Genomic DNA, 19,842 nt, shown 5'->3' on the forward strand with positions numbered 1-19,842 from the left:
GGCCTTTCAGAGTTGGGCGACCTGCATGGGGCGAACGACGGGGAGTGGCGCCGTCTTGCGGCGGCGCCGCGCGGCTGCCTCGGCGTAATAGGTCTCCAGCTGCCGCGCGCGATGGTCGGGGGTGTGGTCGGCGAGCACCCGCCGCCGCGCGTTGTGGGCGATCGTGCGCCGTTGCTCGTCCGGCATGTCGCGCAGGATCTCGACAACCTCGCGCGGGCTGGTTGCCAGCAGGATTTCCTTCGAGGGCGCGAAGATCGTCTCGATCCCGGGCCACCGGTCCGAGATCACGGGCGTGCCGCAGGCCGCCGCCTCGAACAGCCGGACGCTCGGGGAGAAGCCCAGCGCCTTCATGTCGGCGCGGGTGGCGTTCAGCGTGAAACGCTGCGCCGCGTAGAACTCCGGGTGCTGCTTCGGCGAGAGGTGCTCGATCCGCGTAACGTTGGCGGGCCAGGCGATATTGTCCGGATATTGCGCGCCGGCGACGACGAATTGATCGCTCGGCAGCGTGCGCGCCGGTGCCAGCAGCAGCTCCTCGAGAACGGGCTGCCGGTCCTCGCTGTAGGTCCCGAGATAGCCGAGCGCCCATTTCGGCGGCGCCTGCTTCGGCGCGTAGATCTCCGCGTCTGCGCTGCAGTAAAGCGCACGCGCGAGCGGACTGCCGTAGCTCTGCTCGATCATGCCGGGCACCGGTCCGCCGGTGAACGACAGATAGAGATCGAAGCGCGGGATCATTGCCGCCGAGAGATAGTCGAGGCCTTGCTCGAGCCGCGCCAGAGTGACTGGCGTGTCGATGTCGTAGAACGCGGTGATGCCCCTCGCGTGCGTCGTGGTCCATTCGGCGAGCGCGATCCCGTCAGGAACATAAGAGCCGATGATCACCAGATCGGCATCGCGGATCAGCTTGCCGAACTGGCGCGGAACATCTTTCGAAGATTGGTACAATTCGACAGTCCAGGCAGAGGGCTTGGTCAGGTCGCGGTGATCCCGATACCAGGGCACGTCCCGCTCCAGGAACGTGACGCGGTGACCTCGTCGCGCCAGCGCTTCGATCAGGGCGCGGTAGGTCGTGGCATGACCGTTGCCCCAGGACGAAGTGACCGAAAGACCGATGACGACGATGGAGAGGTTCATTCTGCTGCCTCGATTCGGGAGCTGTGGGCGACGAAGAGATCGTTGAACTGGCGGGCGCGCTGCCGGTAAGTGTGCTGGCTGAGGATGCGTGCGCGGGCGCGGCGGGCGATAGACCGGGCCCGCTCGGAATCGAGCGCGGTGAGGTGCTCGGCCACCTCGGCTCCGTCGGCGGCCACCAGCACCTCGCGGCCGGGTTCGAGGAAATGATCGATGCCGGCCCACTCGTCGGTGATCAGGCAGGCGCCGGCGCCGATCGCTTCGAACACCCGCGTCGGCGGTGAGAAGCCATAGCGCGCCATGCTGTCGCGATTGACGTTGAGCGTGGCGAGCGCGGAGCCGAAGAACGCGTTGTGATCGGCGGTGCCGACATGGCCGACCTTGCGCAGATTGGCGGAGGCGTCCTTGTCGTCCCAGCCGGAGCCGCCGAGCACGAAGGACTTTTCGGGCAGATGGCGTGCAACGTCGAGGAAGAAATGCTCGACGCGCGTCTCGCGGTCGGGCAGGCGGTTCGCCAGCAGGCTGAGATCGCAGGCAAAGCGCGGATTGGGCGGTGACGGAAAATGCGTGGAGGGATCGAGTGCGTTGTAGATCGGCACGCAGTCCCGCGCGCCCACCGATCGATACGCGGATACGACGGGCTCGCCGCCGCCATAGGTCAGGACCATATCGTAGCACGGGATCGCGCGGCGCAGATGATGCTGCGGATCGCTTTCCATCGCCTCGAGCGTGGCGGGAGCATCGACGTCCCAATAGATCCGCGTCAGCCGTGAGGGCAGCGCGGCGACGGCGTTCTCCAGCTCGAGATCAAAGACGCCGACGCCGCTGGCCTTGACCAGCATGTCGGCCGATTGTGCGGCTGTGTCGAGCGAGCGGCGCCAGCCGTCCGCGGTCGCGGGATACACGACCACTTTGGCCCAATCCGGCTCGTCGATGTCGCGATGCGACTGGCGGTCGAACGCGTCGGGCTCGTAGAAGGTGACCTCGTGGCCGAGCGCCGCGATCTCCTTCAGCATGCCGCGATAGTAGGTGGCGGCGCCGTTCCAGTAGGACGAGACGAGGCTGGATCCGAAGAAGCAGATGTTCATGCGACGGCTCCGATGTCGTGCTGAGGCCGTGCCGAACGGCTGGAATCCCTGAGGTCGGTGACGATGTCGATGAGCTGCTCGGCGCGGTGGCGGCAGGTATGACGATCCTGGATGACCTTCAGGCCGGTCGCCACCATCGCGGCAGAGAATTCCGGATCGTCGATGACGGAGCGAAGCGCATGCTTCATCTGTTGGCCATCGCCAACGCTGAGATAAGCGCCCTCGGGGAACAGGCCTTCCTCATCCGACCAGGGTGCCGAGACCAGGGGAATGCCGCAGGCCAGCGCCTCGAACACGCGGATGGTCGGGATGCCCGGCAGCAGGACGTAAGGCCCGCGCGGCACGTGAATGGTTGCGCGCGCGCCCGCGAAGGCGACGGGGGCCCAGTGCGCCGGCAGCCAGCCGCCATAGCGGATGCCTGCGCTCCTGATGGTGCGGAGCGCATCATCCGAATAGCGCACGCCATGGACGCTGGCGCGGAGCTTCAGCTCCGCCACGGGCTCGACCAGGAACTCGTTCAGCTCGGCGCTGCGCTCGCCGTCGCCCCAATTGCCGACCCAGACCAGATCGTCGGTCCGCTCGACCTGCGGCAGCGGATGATACAGCGCGACATCGGCGGCTTCGTGCCAGGTGAAGACCCGGTCGGCCCAGCCGAGCTTCAAATAGATCTGCCGAAGCACCTCGCCGAAGGCGAGCACGCCGTCGAATCCGTCGAGATCGAATTGCGCAAGCTCGTCGGGCGCGCTGACCGCACGGTGATGAGTATCGTGAAAGAGCAGGGTGAAGGACGCACCTTGCGCCCGCCTGCGCCCGACTTGCGCGATCAGATCGGGCGAATTCCATTCATGCACGATGACGAGATCGGCGCCATCAAGCGCCCGGTCGAGATCGAGGCCGGTATCGTAGCGGCGGATGTCGATGCCGGAGAAGAGCGCCGGGATGTCGTCCATGGCATGACTGCCGCCTTCGCGGATCGCGTTCAGCCGGCTCCAGCCGTCGATGGGTTCGAACACGACGACCTCGTGCCCGAGCGCATGGAGCTCGCGCGCATAGCCACGCAGGAAATGCGCGTTGCCGTTGTTCCAGCAGGAGGTGAAGGCATGATAGAACAGGACGCATTTCATGCGCGCACCTCGATTTGGCTGGCCGCGGCGCTCGTCCGGCGCGATGCGATCAGATCCTGGTAGAGACCGAGATAGGCGCTCGTCATGCGCGTCAGCGAATAGGTCAGGGATTGCTCATAGGCGGCCCGCTGCAGCTTTGCGCGGCCCATCTCGTCAGCGCAAAGATCTGCCAGAGCCCGGTGCAGCGCCTCGCTGTCGGCGGGATCGACGAACAAGGCGGCGCCGCGCCACAATTCCCTGAAGGTCGGGATGTCAGAGAGGACCAGCGCGCAGCCGGCGGCGGCGGCTTCCAGCACCGAGAGACCGAACGGTTCATAGAGTGCGGGGCTGACGAAGATCGCTGCATGCTGCAGGCGCGTCTCCAGCGCCGCGTGCGGCAGCTCTCCGAGCCAGGTGATACCCGCTGGCAGGCGTGCTTCGATAGGACCGGCCACCTCGACCGGCCAATCCAGCCCAGGCGCGGCGGCGGCGAGCGCTTCGATGTTCTTGGCTCGGTCCCACAGCCGTCCTGCCGCGAAAATCAGGTCCTGCTTTCGCCCAGACGGGGCGCGTGGCGAAATTCCGTTCCAGATCACCGCGCCGCGCGATTGCGGCTGGTAGATCGCCGTGATGTCGTCGTGGAAGGCCCGGCTCGGACAGACCCAGGCCTGCGCCGCGTCGAGCGCAGCGGCGACCCGCTCGCTGTAGCGGCGCCATCTGGGCTCGCCAAGCCAGGCCGTATCGCGGCAGGCCAAGGCCCAGGAGTTCACGCAGGAATGCGCCACCAGCACGGTCGGGGCCTGCCATGCAAAGGTCGCCTCGCGAAAGCTGTTCAGGTGCACGACGTCAGGCGCCAATCTGGCTTCGAGCTTCGCAAGCACGCGCCTTGCGTCGGAAACGTTCCGCCCCTCCGGGTCCTGCCATTCGAGTGCGAGGTCGGTCTCGACCAGGTGCACGCTGGTCTCGCGCAGCATCTGATGCTGATCGTCACGCGGCCGCGGGCCCAGCGTCACGAGCGTAACGTCGGCACCGGACGCAGCGAGACTCGTGGCGAGGGCGCAGGAATAGGTCCACACGCCGCCAACCGTGTCGGTCGTCATCATGATCCTGTTGTCGGCGCCACGGCTCATGAGGCCACCTGGAGTTCGAGGCTGTCGAGCGGGACCGGGCGATCGTTCTGCACGTCGCTGAACTGGTCGAACATCGCGAGATAGTGCCGGTGCGCACGCTCCCAGGCGACATCGTCGGGCTCGCCCCAGAGCTTGCGGTAGTCGGGCGAGCCGGGATAGGGATAGAGCGGCACCGGATCGTTGGCCCAGACACCGGCATCCTGCATCGTGCGGCGCCAGCGCTGCACGACGGGATCGTCGTCCTCGGGCACCTCGATCAGATTGGCCTGCACGAAGGGAACGTGGCGGCGGGCTTCGACCAGCCGGTCGGCAAGCTGATCCGTCGTCATCTTGCAGTTCTTGGCGAGGGCCGCGCGCCCTTCCACGGTAAGGCTTTCGATGCCGGCTTCGATCGAGACGCAGCCGGCGCGCCCGAGCAGGGCGAGCATGTCGGGCTTCCAGAGATCGATCCGCGTCTGCACGCCGAACTTCACCCCGCGCGTCGTCAGGCCCTCCAGCAGCTCGCGATTAGGAAGGAAGATCTCGTCGATGAAGTAAACGTACTCGATGCCATGACGGTGCAGACGATCGATCTCTCCGAGAATGACGGCGGGTGGCCGCTTGCGATAGGCGTTGCGGAAATTCTCCTTGGCGCAGAACGTGCAGTTGTAGGGGCAGCCGCGCGAGGCCTCCACCTCGGCGCCCGGTGCGGTCGGCGCGGCCTCGAAGCGGTGATGATGGTGATGGTGACGCCGGATCATATCCTCCGGCCAGTCGAGCGCGGGCTGATCGCTGAACGCGACCGCCTGGGGCCCGCCATTGACCCGGAGCGAAGCACCGTCGGCGAAACACAGGCCGGGGAAGTCCCGTTCGCCATTGGCGAGACGCAGCAGGGACGCCTCGCACTCGCCCATCACGACGATATCGACGCCGAGCTTCTTCAGCGCGGTCTTCGGCGTGGTCGAACCATGCGGGCCGACCGCGATCAGGGTCGGCGCAAGATCCCGCACCGCGATGGCGAGCTGCTGCGGTACGCGCAGCTCGGGCGGCGCGCAGCGCCAGAACAGATAGGTCGGTGCGGTGGTGAAGACGATCTGGCCGGGACGAAAGGCGCGCAGCTCGGTCTCGATGTCGCGGAGAGAGAGATCGAACATATGCGCATCGAGCAGCAACGTGTCGTGGCCGGCCGCCTTTAGATAGTGCTGGGAGATGCCGAGCTCGAGCGGCAGGTGAGGCGAGCGGCAGCCGAAATAGATGCTGCCCGAAAAATCCCAGTTCGGATTGATGAGGGCGACCCGCGTCATGCCAGGGCCTCGCTTCTATTCTGTGATCCGAAGCGGCTGTCGAGCCAGGTGTGGAGCGAGCGCAGGCCATCGGCGAGAGGCATTTGCGGCGTCCAGCCGAGCGCGGTGGCGAGCGCCCGCGTGTCGGTCACGTACCAGGGCTGATCGCCCGGTCGCCAGTCCGCAAAGCGATAGCTGACCTTGCGGCCCGTCAGCTCTGTGATGCGGTCGATCAACTCGAGCAGGCTGATCGCATTCGCAGGACCGCCGCCGAGATTGAAGACGCGCCCGCGCGCCAGCGCGATGTGGTCGAGCGCCGCGAGCCAGGCGCTCACAGCGTCCGACACGTGCAGCGCGTCGCGGACCTGCTTGCCATCGCCATAGATCGTCAGCGGATTGCCGCTTATGGCGCTGAGCAGGAAGTGTGCGATCCAGCCCTGGTCCTCGGTGCCGAACTGCCGCGGCCCGTAGATGCAGCTCATGCGCATCACCACGGTCTGCAGCCCGAACACCCGGGCATAGTCGTGGACGTATTGATCGGCGGTGCCCTTTGAGCATCCATAGGGACTGTAGAAGTCCAACGGCGCGTTCTCCGAAATGCCGCCGGCGAGCAGATCGTTGACCGGCGTGTAGCGACGGCCGGTGAGCGCGATCTCGCTGTCCTCGATCAGGCGCCCGTAGACCTTGTTGGTCGAGGCGAAGATCACTGGCGCTGAGGCGTTGTGCAGGCGGACGGCTTCGAGCACGTTCAGCGTGCCACGGGCGTTGATCTCGAAATCGGCCGAGGGATCGCTGACGCTGTCGGTCACGGCGACCTGGGCCGCGAGGTGCAGCACGGCGCGTGCCTCGCGCACGGCGTCGATCACCGGAATGGGGTCGCGGATATCGGCCACCGTGATCGCGACGCGCTCGCCATGCCGGGATTTCAGCCATTGCGCGTTCTCGCGCACGCCGGCGCGGGCGAGATTGTCCAGCACCAGCACACGGTCGCCGCGCTCGGCCAGACGGTCGGCGAGATTGCAGCCGATGAAGCCGCAGCCGCCGGTGACCAGGACAGGTCTGTTGTCTTGTTCACTCATCACGCGACCAACCCTCGTTGCAGCAGCTCACGGGTCGCCCGCTCCGCCTGATCGTCGGCGATCTGGTCGGCGAGGTACCCGGCGAGCTCTTCGAGCCCGTCCTTGAACGCGACATGCGGCTCGAAGCCGAGCAGGTCGCGTGATTTGCCGATGTCGGCGAAGCAGTGCCGGATGTCGCCAGCACGGTATTTCCGTGTGATCTCGGCAGCGATCTCACACCGTCCCATCACCTGGGCAAGATCCTCGGCTACCGACAGAATGGTGCGGCTCTGGCCCGAGCCGACGTTGAAGACGTCCTGGGCGTGGTCGGATTCGAGCGCCATGCGGCAGGCGCGGGCGACATCGTGCACGTGGACGAAGTCGCGCCGCTGCAGGCCGTCTTCGAAGACGAGCGGCGGCCGGCCATTGAGCAGCCGCGCGGCGAAGATGGCCAGCACCCCGGTATAGGGATTCGACAGCGCTTGCCGCGGACCGAACACGTTGAAGAAGCGCAAGCCGACCGTCGGAATGCCGTAGGCCTTGCCCGTGATCAGGCACATCCGCTCCTGCGCATATTTGTTCAGCGCGTAGATCGAGCTCAAAGACGGCTGCTTGGTCTCAGGCGTAGGCACGGGATCGAGCGCATGGCCTGCATGATCCCGCAGTTCCCACTCTCCTTGGCGAAGCTGCCCGATCGGTCGTTCGTCGCAAGCCACGACGTTGCCGACGGCATCACGATACAGGCCCTCGCCGTAGATGCTCATCGAGGACGCCACCACCAGCCGTGCGACCGGTCGCTTCGCCAGCGCCTGCAGCAGCACGGCGGTGCCGAGCTCGTTCGTCCTGACATAGGGCTCGATGTCGTACATGCTCTGGCCGACGCCGACGGCGGAGGCGAGATGCAGGACCATGTCGGCGCCGCGCAAGGCCTGTTCGACGGCGACGCTGTCCGTGACGTCGCCGACCACGAGCTCGGCATCGTCCGCGAGATAAGCGGGCCGCTGACGGTTGCCGCCATGGACCTGCGGAGAGAGATTGTCGAGAAGGCGGACCTCATAGCCAGCCGCAAGCAGCACGTCGGCCGTATGCGAACCGATGAATCCCGCGCCTCCGGTAATCAATACTCGCGTCATTCACCGCTCCGTGCCGCATGGGACCGATCCGTTCGGGACCAGCCGATGATGAGAGTTGAAGCGCGCCTTTGCTTGGTCGGGCGACCTGCGCGCCAGTCACGTCTGGGAGTTAGAAGCGGTGCAAGGAATGTTCGTTCCTGCGAAACCTACAAACGAAAATTTCTCTAACCTGGATCAATAACCCAAGTGAATCCCAGCTAGAATCCGGCTAGAAATGCGCGCCATGAAGTGGCGCCGGCAGGTCGAGATGTCTTGCAACCGTCGCGCCGATGTCGGCAAAGCCGGCGCGTCGGCCGATCGGAGCCGTTGACTGCGCGGTCCACGCCAGGATCGGGACCTGCTCGCGCGTATGATCGGTGCCGCTCCAGGTCGGATCGCAGCCATGATCGGCGGTGATGATGAGGAGATCGTCGCTTCGCAGCCGGCTCAGCAGCTCAGGGAGGCGGGCGTCGAAAGCTTCGAGCGCCGCTGCGTAGCCGGCGACGTCGCGGCGGTGGCCGTAGAGCGTGTCGAAATCGATGAAGTTGGCGAACAAAAACCCGCCTTCTGCAAGGCCTCCAAGCCCATCGAGCGTGGCATCGAACAGCGCTGCATTGCCGTCGCCGCGCAGGTTTCTCCCGGTGCCGCGATGAGCGAAGATGTCGTCGATCTTGCCGATCGTGACGATGTCGCGGCCGGCAGTTTCTGCAAGGTCGAGGATGGTTCGCTCGGGCGGCGGAACCGAGAAATCGCGCCGGTGCGAGCTGCGCTTGAAATTGCCTGCGTCCGTTCCGACGAACGGACGCGCGATGACGCGGCCGATGTTCAGGGGATCGACCAGCCGTCTCGCGATCGTGCAAACGTCGTAAAGCCGCTCAAGCCCGAACGTCTCCTCGTGCGCCGCGATCTGGAACACGCTGTCGGCCGAGGTGTAGCAGATCGGCTCGCCGCTACGCATGTGGCGCTCGCCGAATTCGGCGATGATGTCGGTGCCGGAGGCGTGGCAGTTGCCGAGGATGCCGGGCAGTCCGGCTTGTTCGCACAGCTTTGTTACGAGATCGCGCGGGAAGCAGGGCTGGATCTTTGGAAAATAGCCCCAGTCGAACGCGACAGGCACGCCGGCGATCTCCCAATGGCCGGATGGCGTGTCCTTGCCCCTCGATATCTCGCTGGCGCATCCATGGCGCGCACCCTGAACCCGGCCGTCGAGCCCGGGCGGGACGCGCCCCGTCGCAAGGCGGCAGGCCTCGCCGAGGCCGAGCACCACGAGATTTGGCAGGCACAGCGGCCCCTCCCGCTGCGGACTATTGGCACGCCCGGCCATGCATGCATCCGCAATGTGGCCGATGGTGTCGGCACCTTCGTCGCCGTAATTGGCGGCGTCGGGCGCGGCGCCGATTCCGACGGAATCCATCACCAGGATCAGGGCACGCATGTCGGCTCCCTGATCGGCGGGGAGACGCCACTAGAGGAGGCGAGACCGGTCTTCGTGCAATAGCGCTCGACCATCTGCGCGCAGAAATCGGCGAACTCGTTCACGTCGAGCGGCGGGCTGGTGTGATGCGGTTCGAGACCGCGGTGTTCCGGCGTGAAGCAGAACGTCACAGTGATCTCGAACTCGGCCAGCGCATCCATCTGGCGGTCGAACCAGTCCAGTGCGTTGGGGCGGAAGCTGTCGGCCCATGACAGGCCGGTCCGCAAGTGCCGCACGCCGAACCGTCGCATCCAGCGCACGGCGTCATCGAGACGATGGTCCTCGAAATGAAACCACTGGCAGAGGCCCATGTCGGCGGCGTATTGGCCGAACAGCTCCGCCGCGGCTTTCGGCGTTCCATCCTCGCGCAGCAGGCCCATGTGGAAATGCCGGTAATAGGAGGACCCCTCGGCCTCCTTGTGCCGCGTGGTCGCCTCCCAGGCCGAAGGGAGATCATAGAGGCTGTACCAGTGGATGCGGGGCGCGCGGCCGATCAGAAGGTCGGCGGTGCGCGACAGGCCCCAGGCTTGCACCTCCTCGGCGCCGAACGAGGAGACGCCGACCTCGGTCACCCAGACCGGGAGCGAGGTAACAGCCTTGATCTCCTCGATCTTGGCCGGCCATTCTCCGATCTGCCATAAATTCCAGTCGAGCGGAAAGCCGTGCACGGCGACGGCGTCGACGTGATCGAGCACGCCACGCGCCTGCATGCTGCGCATGAAGGACGGGTCGATCGGCGAAATGCCGCCGAGCACGCGCGGCAAGGTCGGATGCGCGCTGCGGATGGCCTTGCCGGCCGCGAGCGCCAGGTTGGCAAACATCGCCCAGTCCGGGTCGATCAGGAGGTCCCAATGCGACTTGTTGTTGGGCTCGTTCCAGATCTTGGCCGCCTCGATCATCGGCTCGCCTCCCGTGACGGATAAACCGGCCCGTCGACCTGCGGCCGCGTCGTGCGCTTGCACAGATAGACCTCCTCTTCCGGATGGGCCGCGATGGCAAAGCCGGCGCTGCGCAGCATGGCCTCGACGCAGGCGCGATTGGGCACCCACCAATTGGTGGGGTCGTCGGCATATTTGTGCTCGATGAAGTGCAGCTTCGGGTAGCCGGAGGAATCGAACTGATCGGTAGTCCAGAAGTCGTAATTCTTCTCGATCGCATCGACCCGGCTGTCGCCGCGCAGCATCGACTGAAACAGGAGGAGATCGCCGGCGACGTGCTCATGGATCAGGTCCAGCGCCAGCAGCGGGTGTCGCAGATGATAGAGCACGCCCATGAAGATCACGAGGTCGAACTTTTCGCGCAGCTGCCCGACATCATAGGCCGACATCTTGCGGAATTCGATCCTGAGCCCGTTCACCTCGGCCGCGAAGCGGGCCTGGGCCAGATATTCTTCGTCGGTGTCGAGGCCGAGCACGCGTTCGGCACCGCGCCGCTTCATCTCCATGGCGTAGAAGCCGGCATTGCAGCCGATATCGAGCACGGTCTTGCCTTCGAGCCGGTCCGGAATGATGCCGGAGAAGCGCTGCCACTTCACATTGGGGTAGTCGCCGAGAAAGTGCGACGGCGCTGTCGGCACGCCCTTGAGGTCGAGATTGTGAAACCATGGCCCCAGCGCATCGACGCGCTGGCGGATTTCCTCGCGGGAGAGGGCGCCTCTGGTCATGCAATCGCTCCGTTATTCATTGAGACCGGCCGGGCCCCGTCCGATGAGGCGCGGGTCCGCGACTTGGAACGGCCCTCGACGCCCTCGGCGAGCAGGGCCATTGCCGTGCGATAGCCGTCGATGGTGCCGACATCGACGTAGGATTCGCCGGCCTTGACCCCGATGCCGTTGCCGCCGGTCGAAAGGTAGGCATTGACCAGCGTCCCGAAATATTCGTCGCGGCGTTCGCGTGCGTGCCACAGCGCCTGGAGCTGGCGGAAGCCGTGGGCCGACATCTTGAAAGCACCCCAGATCCAGCGCGAGGCTGCATTCGGCTGCTTGACCTGGATCTCCGTCACCTGCTCGCCGTCCAGCACCACCGCATCGAAGAATTCGGGGTGCTCGACCGGGAACAGCAGGAACGAGAGGTCTGCCTCGGGCAGGGATTGCAGGGCCGCCTTGGGAAACCACACCGTGTCGGGCAAGCCGACCATGACGTCTTCGTGCCGCCCGACGACGGTGCTTGCCCTGAACACCGCGTCGCACAGGCCGGAGGCTTCGGGCTGCACCACATAGGCGAGCTCGGCGCTGCCGTAATGGTCGCCGAAATATTCGAGGATGTCGGACTTGCCGGGCGAGATCACGAAGCAGATCTTGTCGGCGCCGCCGAGGATGAGGCGCTCCAGCAGATATTCGGAGACGGCGCAGGGACGATCGGTACCGTCGTCGCGCCGGCTGCCGACCGGCAGCAATTCCTTCGAGAAGGCGAGCGGCTGAATACGGCTGCCGCGGCCCGCGGCCGGAACGATGCCCCACATGATCAGGCCTCCTCGATTTGTTGCCGGCTGACCCGGCTCGACGCAATCTGCTCGAGCATCGAGATCAGTTCACGCGCCCGCTTGTCGGATGTGTGCTGGTCCATGGTGCGCTCATAGGCGCGCAGGGCCATGCGCCTGAGCTCGGCATCCGGCATCGCGAGTGCGGCAAGCGCGTCGTGCTCGTCGCGTGCGATCAGGATCTCTTCTCCGGGCGCGAAGAAGTCCGCTATTCCGGGCCAGTCGTCGCTCAGCAGCGGGGCACCGCAGGCCGCGGCCTCGAACAGCCGGCCGGACGGGCACCAGCCCATCTCCGCCATGGCCCGGCGGGTGACGTTGAGGGTCAGCCGCGATGAGGCAAAGAACGGCGCGTGCTCGGACGGCGGCAGGTGCCGCACGAAATAAATGTTGGGCGACCATGGGAAATCGTCCGGATACTGCGCGCCGCCGATCAGGAAGCGGAGATCCTGGCGCGCCCGCGCGGGCGCGACGAAAAGCGCCTCGAGCGTGCGCTGGCGGTCTTCGGAGTAGGTGCCGAGATAGGACAAATCGGCGCGATAATGCGGCTGCGGCGTAACCGGATGGTGGATGTCTGTGTCGACATGCCCATAAAGCGGCCGGGTGTCGCGCGCGCCGAGCCTGTTGCGGAATTCGTCCGCAACGTGAGGCCCTCCGGTAAAGCTGAGCACCAGCGCGAAGTCCCGCAGGCCGCGCGGGCCGATATAGGGGACAGCCTCGCCGGCGATGAGCCTTGCCAGCGTAACCGGAGTATCGAGGTCGTAGAACACGGGAACGGCACGATCCTCAGCGAGAATCAGCTCGGTCGCGGCGATCGCATCGGGGCAATAGGAGGTCACGATCGCGACGTCGGCATCACGGATTTCGGCGCTTGCCGCCTGCCGCACGTCGTCCCAGTTCGCGAACAGCCGGAGCGCGCCACCCGGCAGCTCGTAGAGATCCCGGGCACCGGCATAATAGGGCACGTCGCGCTCGAAGAAGACGACGCTGTGTCCCGAACGCGCGAGATGCTTGCAGAGGCCGCGCCACAGGGTGGCGTGACCGTTGCCCCAGGAAGACGAGATTGTCAGGCCGAAGATGATGATCTTCACGCCGTCACCCGTTGGTTGATCCTGGTGATCTTCATGCCGCTTCTGTCGGCGCGGAGCGTGCTGATGCTGGCCGGATCGATCTCGATCGAAAGAAACTGGTCGAGCGGCGTGCGCGAATAGTGCAGCAGCGCGGCGCGGATCGGCTCGGCGTGGCTGACGAGGACGACCGCGTCGAGATTGCGGTCGCCGCGCAGCTGCTCCAGATGAGCGACCATGCGGTTCTGAAGCGACCGCATGCTCTCGCCGCCGGGCGGGCGGCTGGTGCCGCGCCGCCCATTCCAGCGCGACCATCGGGGATCCGGCGCCAGCTCGTCGAACGATCGCCCGGTCCATTCGCCATAATCGAGTTCGTCGAGGGCAGGAACGATCTCGACCGGCAGCCTGAAATGCGCCGCGAGGATGCATGCCGACTGCATACAGCGCCGTTGCGGGCTGGACTGAATGAGCGATGGCCGCGCCGCGATGGTGCCGGCACAGCGCGCCATTTCCTCACAGCCGAGATCGTCGAGCGCGACGCCTTTCATCCGGCCGCACAGGATGCGGCCGAGCAGGGCGTGATGACCGTGGCGGACGAGATGGATGATCCCAGCCATCACGCAAACGCCTTGTCGTCGATGAAGGCGCGCGTCCGCCGTCCGGCCTCCTCGTCGGTGAACTGCTGCGGCGGCGATTTCATGAAATAGCTCGAAGGGCCGGTCAGCGCTCCGGCCTGGCCGCGGTCCATGGCGAGCTTGGCACAGCGCACCGCGTCGATCACGACGCCCGCCGAATTCGGGGAGTCCCAGACCTCGAGCTTGACCTCGGCGCTCAGGGGAACGCCGCCGAACGTCGTTCCCTCCAGGCGGATGAAGGCGAGCTTGCGATCGGTGAGCCACGGCACGTGGTCGCTCGGTCCGACATGGATGTTGTCGGGGTCCATGGGGACGTCGAACTGGCTGGTCACGGCCTGGGTCTTGGAGATCTTCTTCGACGCCAGCCGCTCCCGTTCGAGCATGTTCTTGAAATCGGTGTTGCCGCCGACATTGAGCTGGTAAGTGCGGTCGAGCCGCACCCCGCGCTCGCGGAACAGATTGGCGAGCACGCGATGCAGGATGGTGGCACCGACCTGGCTCTTGATGTCGTCGCCGACGATCGGCAGGCCGGCCTCCTCGAAGCGGCGCTGCCACTCCGGATTGGAGGCGATGAAGACCGGAATGCAATTGACGTAGCCGCAGCCGGCCTCGATGGCGCGCGCCGCATACCATTCGCTGGCGCGCTGCGAGCCGACCGGAAGATAGGAGACCAGAACGTCGGTGCGGGACATCGCCAGCACTTCGGACACGTCGGCCTCCGGCACCTCCGCAATCGGAACGTCGTCGGTGAGATAATGCCCGATGCCGTCCAGGACCGGTCCGCGCTGCACGATCACGCCTGTCGGCGCGACGTCGGAGAAACGGTGCGTGTTGTTGGGCGAGGCGAAGATCGCATCGGCGACGTCGCGGCCGACCTTGTTGGCGTTGACGTCGAACGCCGAAGCGATCTGGATATCGCTGATATGGTAACCGCCGAGATCCGCGTTCATTAGCCCCGGGACCGGCTCGTTCGACTTGGCGTTCCGGTAGTAGGTGAGGCCCTGGACGAAGGAGCTCGCGCAATTGCCGACGCCGACGAGTCCGACGCGCACGCGGCGCCTGTGTTGGAGACGAGAATGCATGGAATGAAGCCCTCCGGAAGCATGCGGCGTCGGTGCAAGAGTCGGTGTAAGTACGTCGGCGAACGTGTGGAAGGTATGTTCGTTCCTGGGAAGGAGATGCGAGCGGCACGCCGTGGGCCGATTCATCGCGACAAAATGCGACGCGCTTAACATGGGATAAAGTCCCGTACCGCCAGCTCGGAACGAACGACTTTCATGATGAAGATGAAGAAGATGATGCTCGCCTCACGCGGACCGTTTCGTATCTGCCGCGAAGAACCAATCACTCCGGCCCGCGTTTGTCGGCCAATGGTTCGATGCGGTGCGGCGTTCATCGCCCGCCTAGTGAACGAGGTGTGACATGACATCCAAGGCACAGAACAGCGAAGCCCACGAGACCACCGATCACAACGTCATCCAGAAATGGGCCGAAGAACGCGGCGGGAAGCCGGCGACAGTGAAAGCGACGGAGGAGGACGGCCACGCCGGAATCCTGCGCATTGATTTTGATCCGCCGGACGAAGCGCTGGATCGGATCAGCTGGGATGCGTTCTTCGAGAAGTTCGATGAATCCGGCATTGCGTTCCTGCATCAGGATCGAACCAAGGACGGCAAGCTCAGTCGATTCCACAAGTTCGTGCGACATTAGCGACCGCGCGACATGGCGGGCGGCTGGGCGGAAGCAATCAGGGCGGGCGATTTCGCACGCGCCTGGACCATCAGCGATGGTGATTTGCTGGAGATCGCGCATCCGCCGAAGCACACTGGCCCGCGTCACCTCCAGCGGATCTGGCGCGGCGAGGAGCTGAGGGATAAGCACGTGCTGGTGCGCTGCTATCACGGACTCGGCGACACCATCCAGTTCCTGCGCTTCATGAAGCCGCTTCGCGCGATTGCGCGCAGCGTCACCCTGTGGTGTCAACCCGAGCTGCTGCCGATGGTCGAGGGCGCAGCGGGCGTCGATCGCGCCATCCCGCTGCATGATGGTGCGCCCGAGAGCGCTTTCGAGGTCGACATCGAGATCATGGAGGTGCCGCACGCTATCAGAGCGCGCCGCGATGAGGTCGAGATGCGCGTTCCCTACCTGACGCTCCCTCCTGTTGCCGTACAACCGCTTCGGCTGCAAAGTCTGGCCGTCGGCCTGGTCTGGAAAGTCGGTGAGTGGGACAAGCGGCGGGAGGTTCCGGCCGTCTTGCTGCGCAATCTCGCTGGATCCGGCGTGACGCTCCATTCGCTTCAGCGCGGGACGAGCACCGAAGAGCTCGCGACGATCGGGGCACGGGACATCAGCACGCCTGATATCGTCGCTCTCGGCCATCGCCTGCGGCAGCTCGATCTCGTCGTATGTGTCGACACCATGGTGGCACACCTTGCGGGCGCGCTGGGATGCGAGGCCTGGGTCTTGCTGCATGCCGATTGCGACTGGCGCTGGCCCCAATCCGGTGCGCGTTCGTTCTGGTACCCGAGCCTGCGGCTGTTTCATCAAACACGGCCGGGCGATTGGGTCGATGTCATCGCCGACGCCCGCAACGCGCTACGGGTGCGGCTCGAAGGAGGTCCAACGACCGCGGCGATGTGATTTCCAGACGTTCTTTCCAAGACATTGATGAGGAACGAGCGCCGCCCACGCGCTTTGGTGCAACGCCCTCGCAATGGAAAGACGCTCATGCAAAGTTCCGACGCCGGTGTGTCGACTGCCAGCCTGTCGCAGGTGACCGACGATATCTGGATCGTGAACGACAAGCCGATCAACGCCGCCGGCCTGCAACTGCCCGTGCGGATGACTGTCATCCGCCTGTCGAACGGCGACCTCGTGCTGCATTCGCCGGTGAGATATTCGCCGGCTTTGCGCCAAGAGCTGGAGCGGCTGGGCACGATCAGATACCTGCTGGCGCCGAATATTGCGCATTGGATGTTCCTGCCAGAATGGCAAAGGCAGCTGCCGCAGGCCGCGATCTTTGCTGCGCGCGGCCTTGCGGCGCGCAGGCAGGTGCGGGCGGCCGGCCTCCGCGTCGATCGCGAGCTTGGAGACACGACGCCGGAGGAATGGGCCGCCGACCTCGAAACGGTGTCGGTGAATGCTCCGATGTTCTCGGAGGTCGAGCTGTTCGACAGGCGGAGCCGGACGCTGGTTCTGACGGATATCGTGCAGAACCTCGATCCCCACCACCTCAGCGCCTCGAATACAGCCGCGGCGAGCCTGCTCGGCATTGCCAAGCCGGACGGGAAGGCCCCGGTCTATCTGCGGCTGCTGCTCCGCCTCGGCGGCCGTTCGGCGCGGGCTGCGGGCGAGCGGCTCGTGAAGCTGGCTCCGGAGCGGGTGATCTTTGCGCATGGCGACTGGTTCGAAACACAGGGAACGGCACGCCTGCGGCGATCCCTGCGCTGGCTGCTTCCCGCGGACGTCTCGGGACGCGAGCACGGGCAGATGGTCGGCACGCGCGTCGTCATCACCGGCGCCTCCAGTGGAATCGGCCGCGCCGCGGCGCTGGCCTTTGCCCGCGAGGGCGCAAGCGTGGTCCTCGCCGCACGCCGCGGCGAGGTCTTGATGCGGCTTGCTGCGGATTGTGAGGCGCTCGGAGGCCGGGCCCTGGCCGTGCCGACCGACGTCACTGACGCGGAGGCGGTGCAGCGTCTGGCCGGTGAGGCGGATGAGGCCTTCGGCGGCATCGACGTCTGGATCAACAACGCCGGCACGGGCGTGTTCGGGGCCTATCAGGATGCAGACATCGCGCTTCATCGCCGGACCATCGAGGTCAATCTGCTCGGCACCATGCATGGCGCGTTCGCGGTGCTTCCGATCTTCCTTCGCCAGAACCGCGGTGTCCTGATCAACAACATTTCGCTTGGCGGCTGGGCGCCGACGCCCTTTGCCGCAGCCTATACCGCCAGCAAGTTCGGCCTTCGCGGCTTCACCGCAAGCTTGCGTCAGGAGCTCCGGGCTCATCCCGGCATTCACGTCTGTGGCGTTTTTCCGTCCATGGTCGATACGCCGGGCTTCGTCCACGGCGCCAACGTCTCCGGACGAAGGCTCGATCCTGGTCCGCTGCTTTATCAATCCGAAGATGTAGCCCAGACCCTCCTGCGCCTCGTCCGCGCGCCTCGTGACGAGATGGCCGTGGGGTGGCCGGCGCGCGCCGGGCAACTGGCCTATGCGGTTGCTCCTGAGATCACCGAGAATGTCATCGGAGCCGCATTCCGCTGGCTGCTGTCGCGCGCGCGTCCAGCAGCAAGGAACGAAGGGACCTTGCTCGAAGCGGGTCCGCAGGGCACGTCCGTCGACGGCGGCTGGCTGGTGCGGAAGCAGGTTCCGCCGGCCGCTGTGCTCAGCAAGGGGCTCGTGGTGCTCGGGATCGCTGCCGGCCTGGCATTCGCGGCATCGAGGGCGGGCCGTTCCAGACCCCGCGCGAGGACGCGGCGGCGCCGCGCGTGAGTCCGCGGCAATCTCGCGCCGAGGACCGACGGCGATGCCCGCCCGCCGGACCGCAGATGGCTCCGGCGCCGGAACGAAGCCCTGAGACCGCGCGTTCCTGCGGGAACACCCGAGGACCAGACGTTGCCGCGCTATCATTTTGATTTGGTGGATTCTGAAACCGTAGCCGACGAGGGAGGTGCCGATTTGCCGGACGACATCAAGGCTCTGGATGTCGCCGAAGAGATTGCGCGGCGCCTGCTCGAGGAGCGTCCCGAGCTTAAGGGCCGCCACTTCTCGATCCTCGTCACGAACGAGGATGGTGAGGAAATCGGCCGGATGCCGCTGGATGTAGTGCACTGAAGCCGTGATCTGACATGACGTTCATGATTGGGGTGATCGCCGACACGCATGGACTGCTGAGGCCCGAGGCGAAGCGCTGCCTCGCCGGCGTCTCGCACATCATCCACGCCGGCGACATCGGCGCCCAGGCGGTGATGGACGGGCTTTGCCGCATCGCACCCGTCACCGCGATCAGGGGAAATGTCGACCGGGGCACGTGGGCTGAACGCTTTCCCGAAACACAAACGCTGCGCCTCGGCGGCCGCAGCTTCCACGTCCTGCACGACCTCAACGAGCTGACGATCGATCCTGCCGAGCTCGGGATCGATGTCGTGGTCTCAGGGCATTCCCACCGCGCGCGGATGGAAACCGTCAACGGCGTGCTCTATCTGAATCCAGGCAGCGCAGGGAAGCGCCGCTTCAAGCTGCCGATTACGCTGGCAACGATGGAACTGCACTCCGGCGGGCCGCTGCGGCCGGTCATTCACGATCTCGACACGCCAGCAGGCCTCCGCTGCTAGTGCGTCTTCGATTTCTGCCACCGCTCCAGATCCAGCGGCGGCCGTTCCGGATCGATCTGTTCCTTCTCGGGATTGCCTTGCCAAGGCTTATCCGTCTGCCGGTGCGTCGGCATATCGGTCTTCCGGCGCGGATCGTCGAGCGGTGTCTCTCGCGGATCGGTTTCAGGTTCAGTCGCCTTTGGCATGTGTTTCCCCGTCGAGAGTTTCCCTGTCGAGCTCGCAGGATGGGCTGCGGCAGCACCCTCTGATCAACCCGGGACGCAGCGCGGTGTTCCCTGTCTCGCGCTGCGGCGACGGGCGCAGGAACGACCCCTGCGACAACTCATTGTTCTATTTCGACATTGCGAACCATCGACACAGGAGCAGCACATGTCAAAGATGCCTCCAGTCCCCGAAGAACAGCGGAGCAACAAGGGACCCGGTTCCGATCCGGCCGTCGAGCCGACAGAACGGGAGCCGGGCCGCGAGAATTTCGATACCCAGGGCCGCCACGGCAACATCAAGCAGAACACGACCAACCAGGGCTACCAGCAGGATCGATGATGCTCGACCTCAACAGATGCACCAAGAGACAGTCGATGAGCAGGACAGGTCTGGTGCTGCTCGCCGTGCTGGCGACCGCCTCCGCCGGAGCGGCATTCGGGCAGGGAGGTGGCGGCGGCGGGGGAGGGAGCGCCGGTGGCGGGGCGGCCGGGAGCACGTCGTCGGCGCCCGGGACCAACTCGGCCGGGACAGCGCAATCGAGCGGCGGCTCCGGCCCACGGGGATCGACGACCGTCGGCCGACCCGGCAATCCTGCAGGCGGCACCAACATCGGACGCATCGATGGGACCGTCACGCCCGGACCCTCGCTGCAGGGCGACGACCAGATTCGTTCGGAGACCTCCCGCGATTCCGAGGCGGATCGAAAGATCAAAGGCATCTGCAGGGGATGCTGAGCCCATGATGCTGACCTCTTGATCAGCAGGGCTATC

General features: G+C 65.6%; 22 protein-coding genes. 7 read left to right on the top strand and 15 right to left on the bottom strand.

What is annotated here, in order from left to right; all coding sequences use genetic code 11:
- Positions 1–6: 6 nt before the first annotated feature.
- From N2605_RS12435 to N2605_RS12500, 14 genes are all read right to left on the bottom strand, one after another.
- Positions 7–1,131: a CgeB family protein gene (locus tag N2605_RS12435; RefSeq protein ID WP_260346715.1), complete on the bottom strand. Its 1,125-nt coding sequence runs from the start codon at positions 1,129–1,131 to the stop codon at positions 7–9.
- Positions 1,128–2,216, bottom strand: a complete 1,089-nt coding sequence (locus tag N2605_RS12440; RefSeq protein ID WP_260346717.1) for a CgeB family protein — start codon at positions 2,214–2,216, stop codon at positions 1,128–1,130. The genes N2605_RS12435 and N2605_RS12440 overlap by 4 nt, the downstream gene beginning before the upstream one ends.
- Positions 2,213–3,340, bottom strand: coding sequence for a CgeB family protein (locus N2605_RS12445; protein WP_260346718.1), 1,128 nt, complete (start codon positions 3,338–3,340; stop codon positions 2,213–2,215). The genes N2605_RS12440 and N2605_RS12445 overlap by 4 nt, the downstream gene beginning before the upstream one ends.
- Positions 3,337–4,449 (bottom strand): glycosyltransferase family 4 protein, encoded by a 1,113-nt coding sequence (locus N2605_RS12450; RefSeq protein ID WP_225153764.1) that lies wholly within the window; start codon positions 4,447–4,449, stop codon positions 3,337–3,339. Before N2605_RS12450 ends, N2605_RS12445 begins: the two co-directional genes overlap by 4 nt.
- Complete coding sequence (locus tag N2605_RS12455) at positions 4,446–5,732, bottom strand: TIGR04295 family B12-binding domain-containing radical SAM protein (protein ID WP_225153766.1); 1,287 nt, start codon at positions 5,730–5,732, stop codon at positions 4,446–4,448. The genes N2605_RS12450 and N2605_RS12455 overlap by 4 nt, the downstream gene beginning before the upstream one ends.
- Positions 5,729–6,790 carry an SDR family NAD(P)-dependent oxidoreductase gene (locus N2605_RS12460; RefSeq protein WP_225111869.1) on the bottom strand — a complete coding sequence of 354 codons (1,062 nt, stop codon included), beginning with the start codon at positions 6,788–6,790 and terminating at the stop codon, positions 5,729–5,731. Before N2605_RS12460 ends, N2605_RS12455 begins: the two co-directional genes overlap by 4 nt.
- Positions 6,790–7,902 carry an NAD-dependent epimerase/dehydratase family protein gene (locus N2605_RS12465; RefSeq protein ID WP_036023669.1) on the bottom strand — a complete coding sequence of 371 codons (1,113 nt, stop codon included), beginning with the start codon at positions 7,900–7,902 and terminating at the stop codon, positions 6,790–6,792. The genes N2605_RS12460 and N2605_RS12465 overlap by 1 nt, the downstream gene beginning before the upstream one ends.
- A gap of 208 nt (positions 7,903–8,110) precedes the next feature.
- Positions 8,111–9,316, bottom strand: coding sequence for a phosphopentomutase (locus N2605_RS12470; protein WP_225153768.1), 1,206 nt, complete (start codon positions 9,314–9,316; stop codon positions 8,111–8,113).
- Positions 9,304–10,254, bottom strand: coding sequence for a glycoside hydrolase 5 family protein (locus tag N2605_RS12475; RefSeq protein WP_036005069.1), 951 nt, complete (start codon positions 10,252–10,254; stop codon positions 9,304–9,306). Before N2605_RS12475 ends, N2605_RS12470 begins: the two co-directional genes overlap by 13 nt.
- Positions 10,251–11,018, bottom strand: a complete 768-nt coding sequence (locus N2605_RS12480; RefSeq protein WP_074448197.1) for a TIGR04290 family methyltransferase — start codon at positions 11,016–11,018, stop codon at positions 10,251–10,253. Before N2605_RS12480 ends, N2605_RS12475 begins: the two co-directional genes overlap by 4 nt.
- Positions 11,015–11,815, bottom strand: coding sequence for a sugar phosphate nucleotidyltransferase (locus N2605_RS12485; RefSeq protein ID WP_225153769.1), 801 nt, complete (start codon positions 11,813–11,815; stop codon positions 11,015–11,017). Before N2605_RS12485 ends, N2605_RS12480 begins: the two co-directional genes overlap by 4 nt.
- Before the next feature lie 2 nt (positions 11,816–11,817).
- Positions 11,818–12,921, bottom strand: a complete 1,104-nt coding sequence (locus N2605_RS12490) for a CgeB family protein (RefSeq protein WP_225153771.1) — start codon at positions 12,919–12,921, stop codon at positions 11,818–11,820.
- Entirely contained in the window at positions 12,918–13,514 is a 597-nt protein-coding gene (locus N2605_RS12495; RefSeq protein ID WP_225153773.1) for a histidine phosphatase family protein, read from the bottom strand. Before N2605_RS12495 ends, N2605_RS12490 begins: the two co-directional genes overlap by 4 nt.
- Positions 13,514–14,614 carry an inositol-3-phosphate synthase gene (locus N2605_RS12500; protein ID WP_225174874.1) on the bottom strand — a complete coding sequence of 367 codons (1,101 nt, stop codon included), beginning with the start codon at positions 14,612–14,614 and terminating at the stop codon, positions 13,514–13,516. The genes N2605_RS12495 and N2605_RS12500 overlap by 1 nt, the downstream gene beginning before the upstream one ends.
- Positions 14,615–14,954: 340 nt before the next feature.
- Here N2605_RS12500 and N2605_RS12505 point away from each other — a divergent pair, with 340 nt between their 5' ends.
- From N2605_RS12505 to N2605_RS12525, 5 genes are all read left to right on the top strand, one after another.
- A complete protein-coding gene (locus tag N2605_RS12505) occupies positions 14,955–15,242 on the top strand; it encodes a hypothetical protein (RefSeq protein WP_260346726.1) in 288 nt (95 codons plus the stop codon).
- Positions 15,243–15,254: 12 nt separating this feature from the next.
- Entirely contained in the window at positions 15,255–16,172 is a 918-nt protein-coding gene (locus N2605_RS12510; protein WP_260346728.1) for a glycosyltransferase family protein, read from the top strand.
- A gap of 87 nt (positions 16,173–16,259) precedes the next feature.
- Positions 16,260–18,026 (top strand): SDR family oxidoreductase, encoded by a 1,767-nt coding sequence (locus N2605_RS12515; protein ID WP_260346730.1) that lies wholly within the window; start codon positions 16,260–16,262, stop codon positions 18,024–18,026.
- Positions 18,027–18,149: 123 nt separating this feature from the next.
- The gene (locus N2605_RS12520) at positions 18,150–18,368 is read left to right on the top strand and encodes a DUF6894 family protein (RefSeq protein ID WP_057029921.1); all 219 of its coding nucleotides are present in this window, start codon (positions 18,150–18,152) and stop codon (positions 18,366–18,368) included.
- 14 nt (positions 18,369–18,382) lie between these two features.
- Positions 18,383–18,868: a metallophosphoesterase family protein gene (locus tag N2605_RS12525; protein ID WP_260346732.1), complete on the top strand. Its 486-nt coding sequence runs from the start codon at positions 18,383–18,385 to the stop codon at positions 18,866–18,868.
- Here N2605_RS12525 and N2605_RS12530 read toward each other — a convergent pair.
- Positions 18,865–19,053, bottom strand: coding sequence for a hypothetical protein (locus N2605_RS12530; protein WP_036005037.1), 189 nt, complete (start codon positions 19,051–19,053; stop codon positions 18,865–18,867). The genes N2605_RS12525 and N2605_RS12530 overlap by 4 nt on opposite strands.
- A gap of 184 nt (positions 19,054–19,237) precedes the next feature.
- Between N2605_RS12530 and N2605_RS12535 the strand changes: the two genes are divergently transcribed.
- Both N2605_RS12535 and N2605_RS12540 read left to right on the top strand, forming a co-directional pair.
- Positions 19,238–19,411 carry a hypothetical protein gene (locus N2605_RS12535; RefSeq protein WP_192893250.1) on the top strand — a complete coding sequence of 58 codons (174 nt, stop codon included), beginning with the start codon at positions 19,238–19,240 and terminating at the stop codon, positions 19,409–19,411.
- 35 nt (positions 19,412–19,446) lie between these two features.
- Positions 19,447–19,806, top strand: a complete 360-nt coding sequence (locus N2605_RS12540) for a hypothetical protein (protein WP_082641518.1) — start codon at positions 19,447–19,449, stop codon at positions 19,804–19,806.
- Positions 19,807–19,842 lie beyond the last annotated feature (36 nt).

It is taken from the genome of Bradyrhizobium yuanmingense (assembly GCF_025200905.1).
GTDB lineage: Bacteria > Pseudomonadota > Alphaproteobacteria > Rhizobiales > Xanthobacteraceae > Bradyrhizobium > Bradyrhizobium yuanmingense.

Excerpts from the sequence above, each read along its gene's own strand:
- N2605_RS12435 (WP_260346715.1), bottom strand. The coding sequence starts at position 1,131 with ATGAACCTCTCCATCGTCGTCATCGGTCTTTCGGTCACTTCGTCCTGG.
- N2605_RS12440 (WP_260346717.1), bottom strand. The coding sequence starts at position 2,216 with ATGAACATCTGCTTCTTCGGATCCAGCCTCGTCTCGTCCTACTGGAAC.
- N2605_RS12445 (WP_260346718.1), bottom strand. The coding sequence starts at position 3,340 with ATGAAATGCGTCCTGTTCTATCATGCCTTCACCTCCTGCTGGAACAAC.
- N2605_RS12450 (WP_225153764.1), bottom strand. The coding sequence starts at position 4,449 with ATGAGCCGTGGCGCCGACAACAGGATCATGATGACGACCGACACGGTT.
- N2605_RS12455 (WP_225153766.1), bottom strand. The coding sequence starts at position 5,732 with ATGACGCGGGTCGCCCTCATCAATCCGAACTGGGATTTTTCGGGCAGC.
- N2605_RS12460 (WP_225111869.1), bottom strand. The coding sequence starts at position 6,790 with ATGAGTGAACAAGACAACAGACCTGTCCTGGTCACCGGCGGCTGCGGC.
- N2605_RS12465 (WP_036023669.1), bottom strand. The coding sequence starts at position 7,902 with ATGACGCGAGTATTGATTACCGGAGGCGCGGGATTCATCGGTTCGCAT.
- N2605_RS12470 (WP_225153768.1), bottom strand. The coding sequence starts at position 9,316 with ATGCGTGCCCTGATCCTGGTGATGGATTCCGTCGGAATCGGCGCCGCG.
- N2605_RS12475 (WP_036005069.1), bottom strand. The coding sequence starts at position 10,254 with ATGATCGAGGCGGCCAAGATCTGGAACGAGCCCAACAACAAGTCGCAT.
- N2605_RS12480 (WP_074448197.1), bottom strand. The coding sequence starts at position 11,018 with ATGACCAGAGGCGCCCTCTCCCGCGAGGAAATCCGCCAGCGCGTCGAT.
- N2605_RS12485 (WP_225153769.1), bottom strand. The coding sequence starts at position 11,815 with ATGTGGGGCATCGTTCCGGCCGCGGGCCGCGGCAGCCGTATTCAGCCG.
- N2605_RS12495 (WP_225153773.1), bottom strand. The coding sequence starts at position 13,514 with ATGGCTGGGATCATCCATCTCGTCCGCCACGGTCATCACGCCCTGCTC.
- N2605_RS12500 (WP_225174874.1), bottom strand. The coding sequence starts at position 14,614 with ATGCATTCTCGTCTCCAACACAGGCGCCGCGTGCGCGTCGGACTCGTC.
- N2605_RS12505 (WP_260346726.1), top strand. The coding sequence starts at position 14,955 with ATGACATCCAAGGCACAGAACAGCGAAGCCCACGAGACCACCGATCAC.
- N2605_RS12510 (WP_260346728.1), top strand. The coding sequence starts at position 15,255 with ATGGCGGGCGGCTGGGCGGAAGCAATCAGGGCGGGCGATTTCGCACGC.
- N2605_RS12515 (WP_260346730.1), top strand. The coding sequence starts at position 16,260 with ATGCAAAGTTCCGACGCCGGTGTGTCGACTGCCAGCCTGTCGCAGGTG.
- N2605_RS12525 (WP_260346732.1), top strand. The coding sequence starts at position 18,383 with ATGACGTTCATGATTGGGGTGATCGCCGACACGCATGGACTGCTGAGG.
- N2605_RS12530 (WP_036005037.1), bottom strand. The coding sequence starts at position 19,053 with ATGCCAAAGGCGACTGAACCTGAAACCGATCCGCGAGAGACACCGCTC.
- N2605_RS12535 (WP_192893250.1), top strand. The coding sequence starts at position 19,238 with ATGTCAAAGATGCCTCCAGTCCCCGAAGAACAGCGGAGCAACAAGGGA.
- N2605_RS12540 (WP_082641518.1), top strand. The coding sequence starts at position 19,447 with ATGAGCAGGACAGGTCTGGTGCTGCTCGCCGTGCTGGCGACCGCCTCC.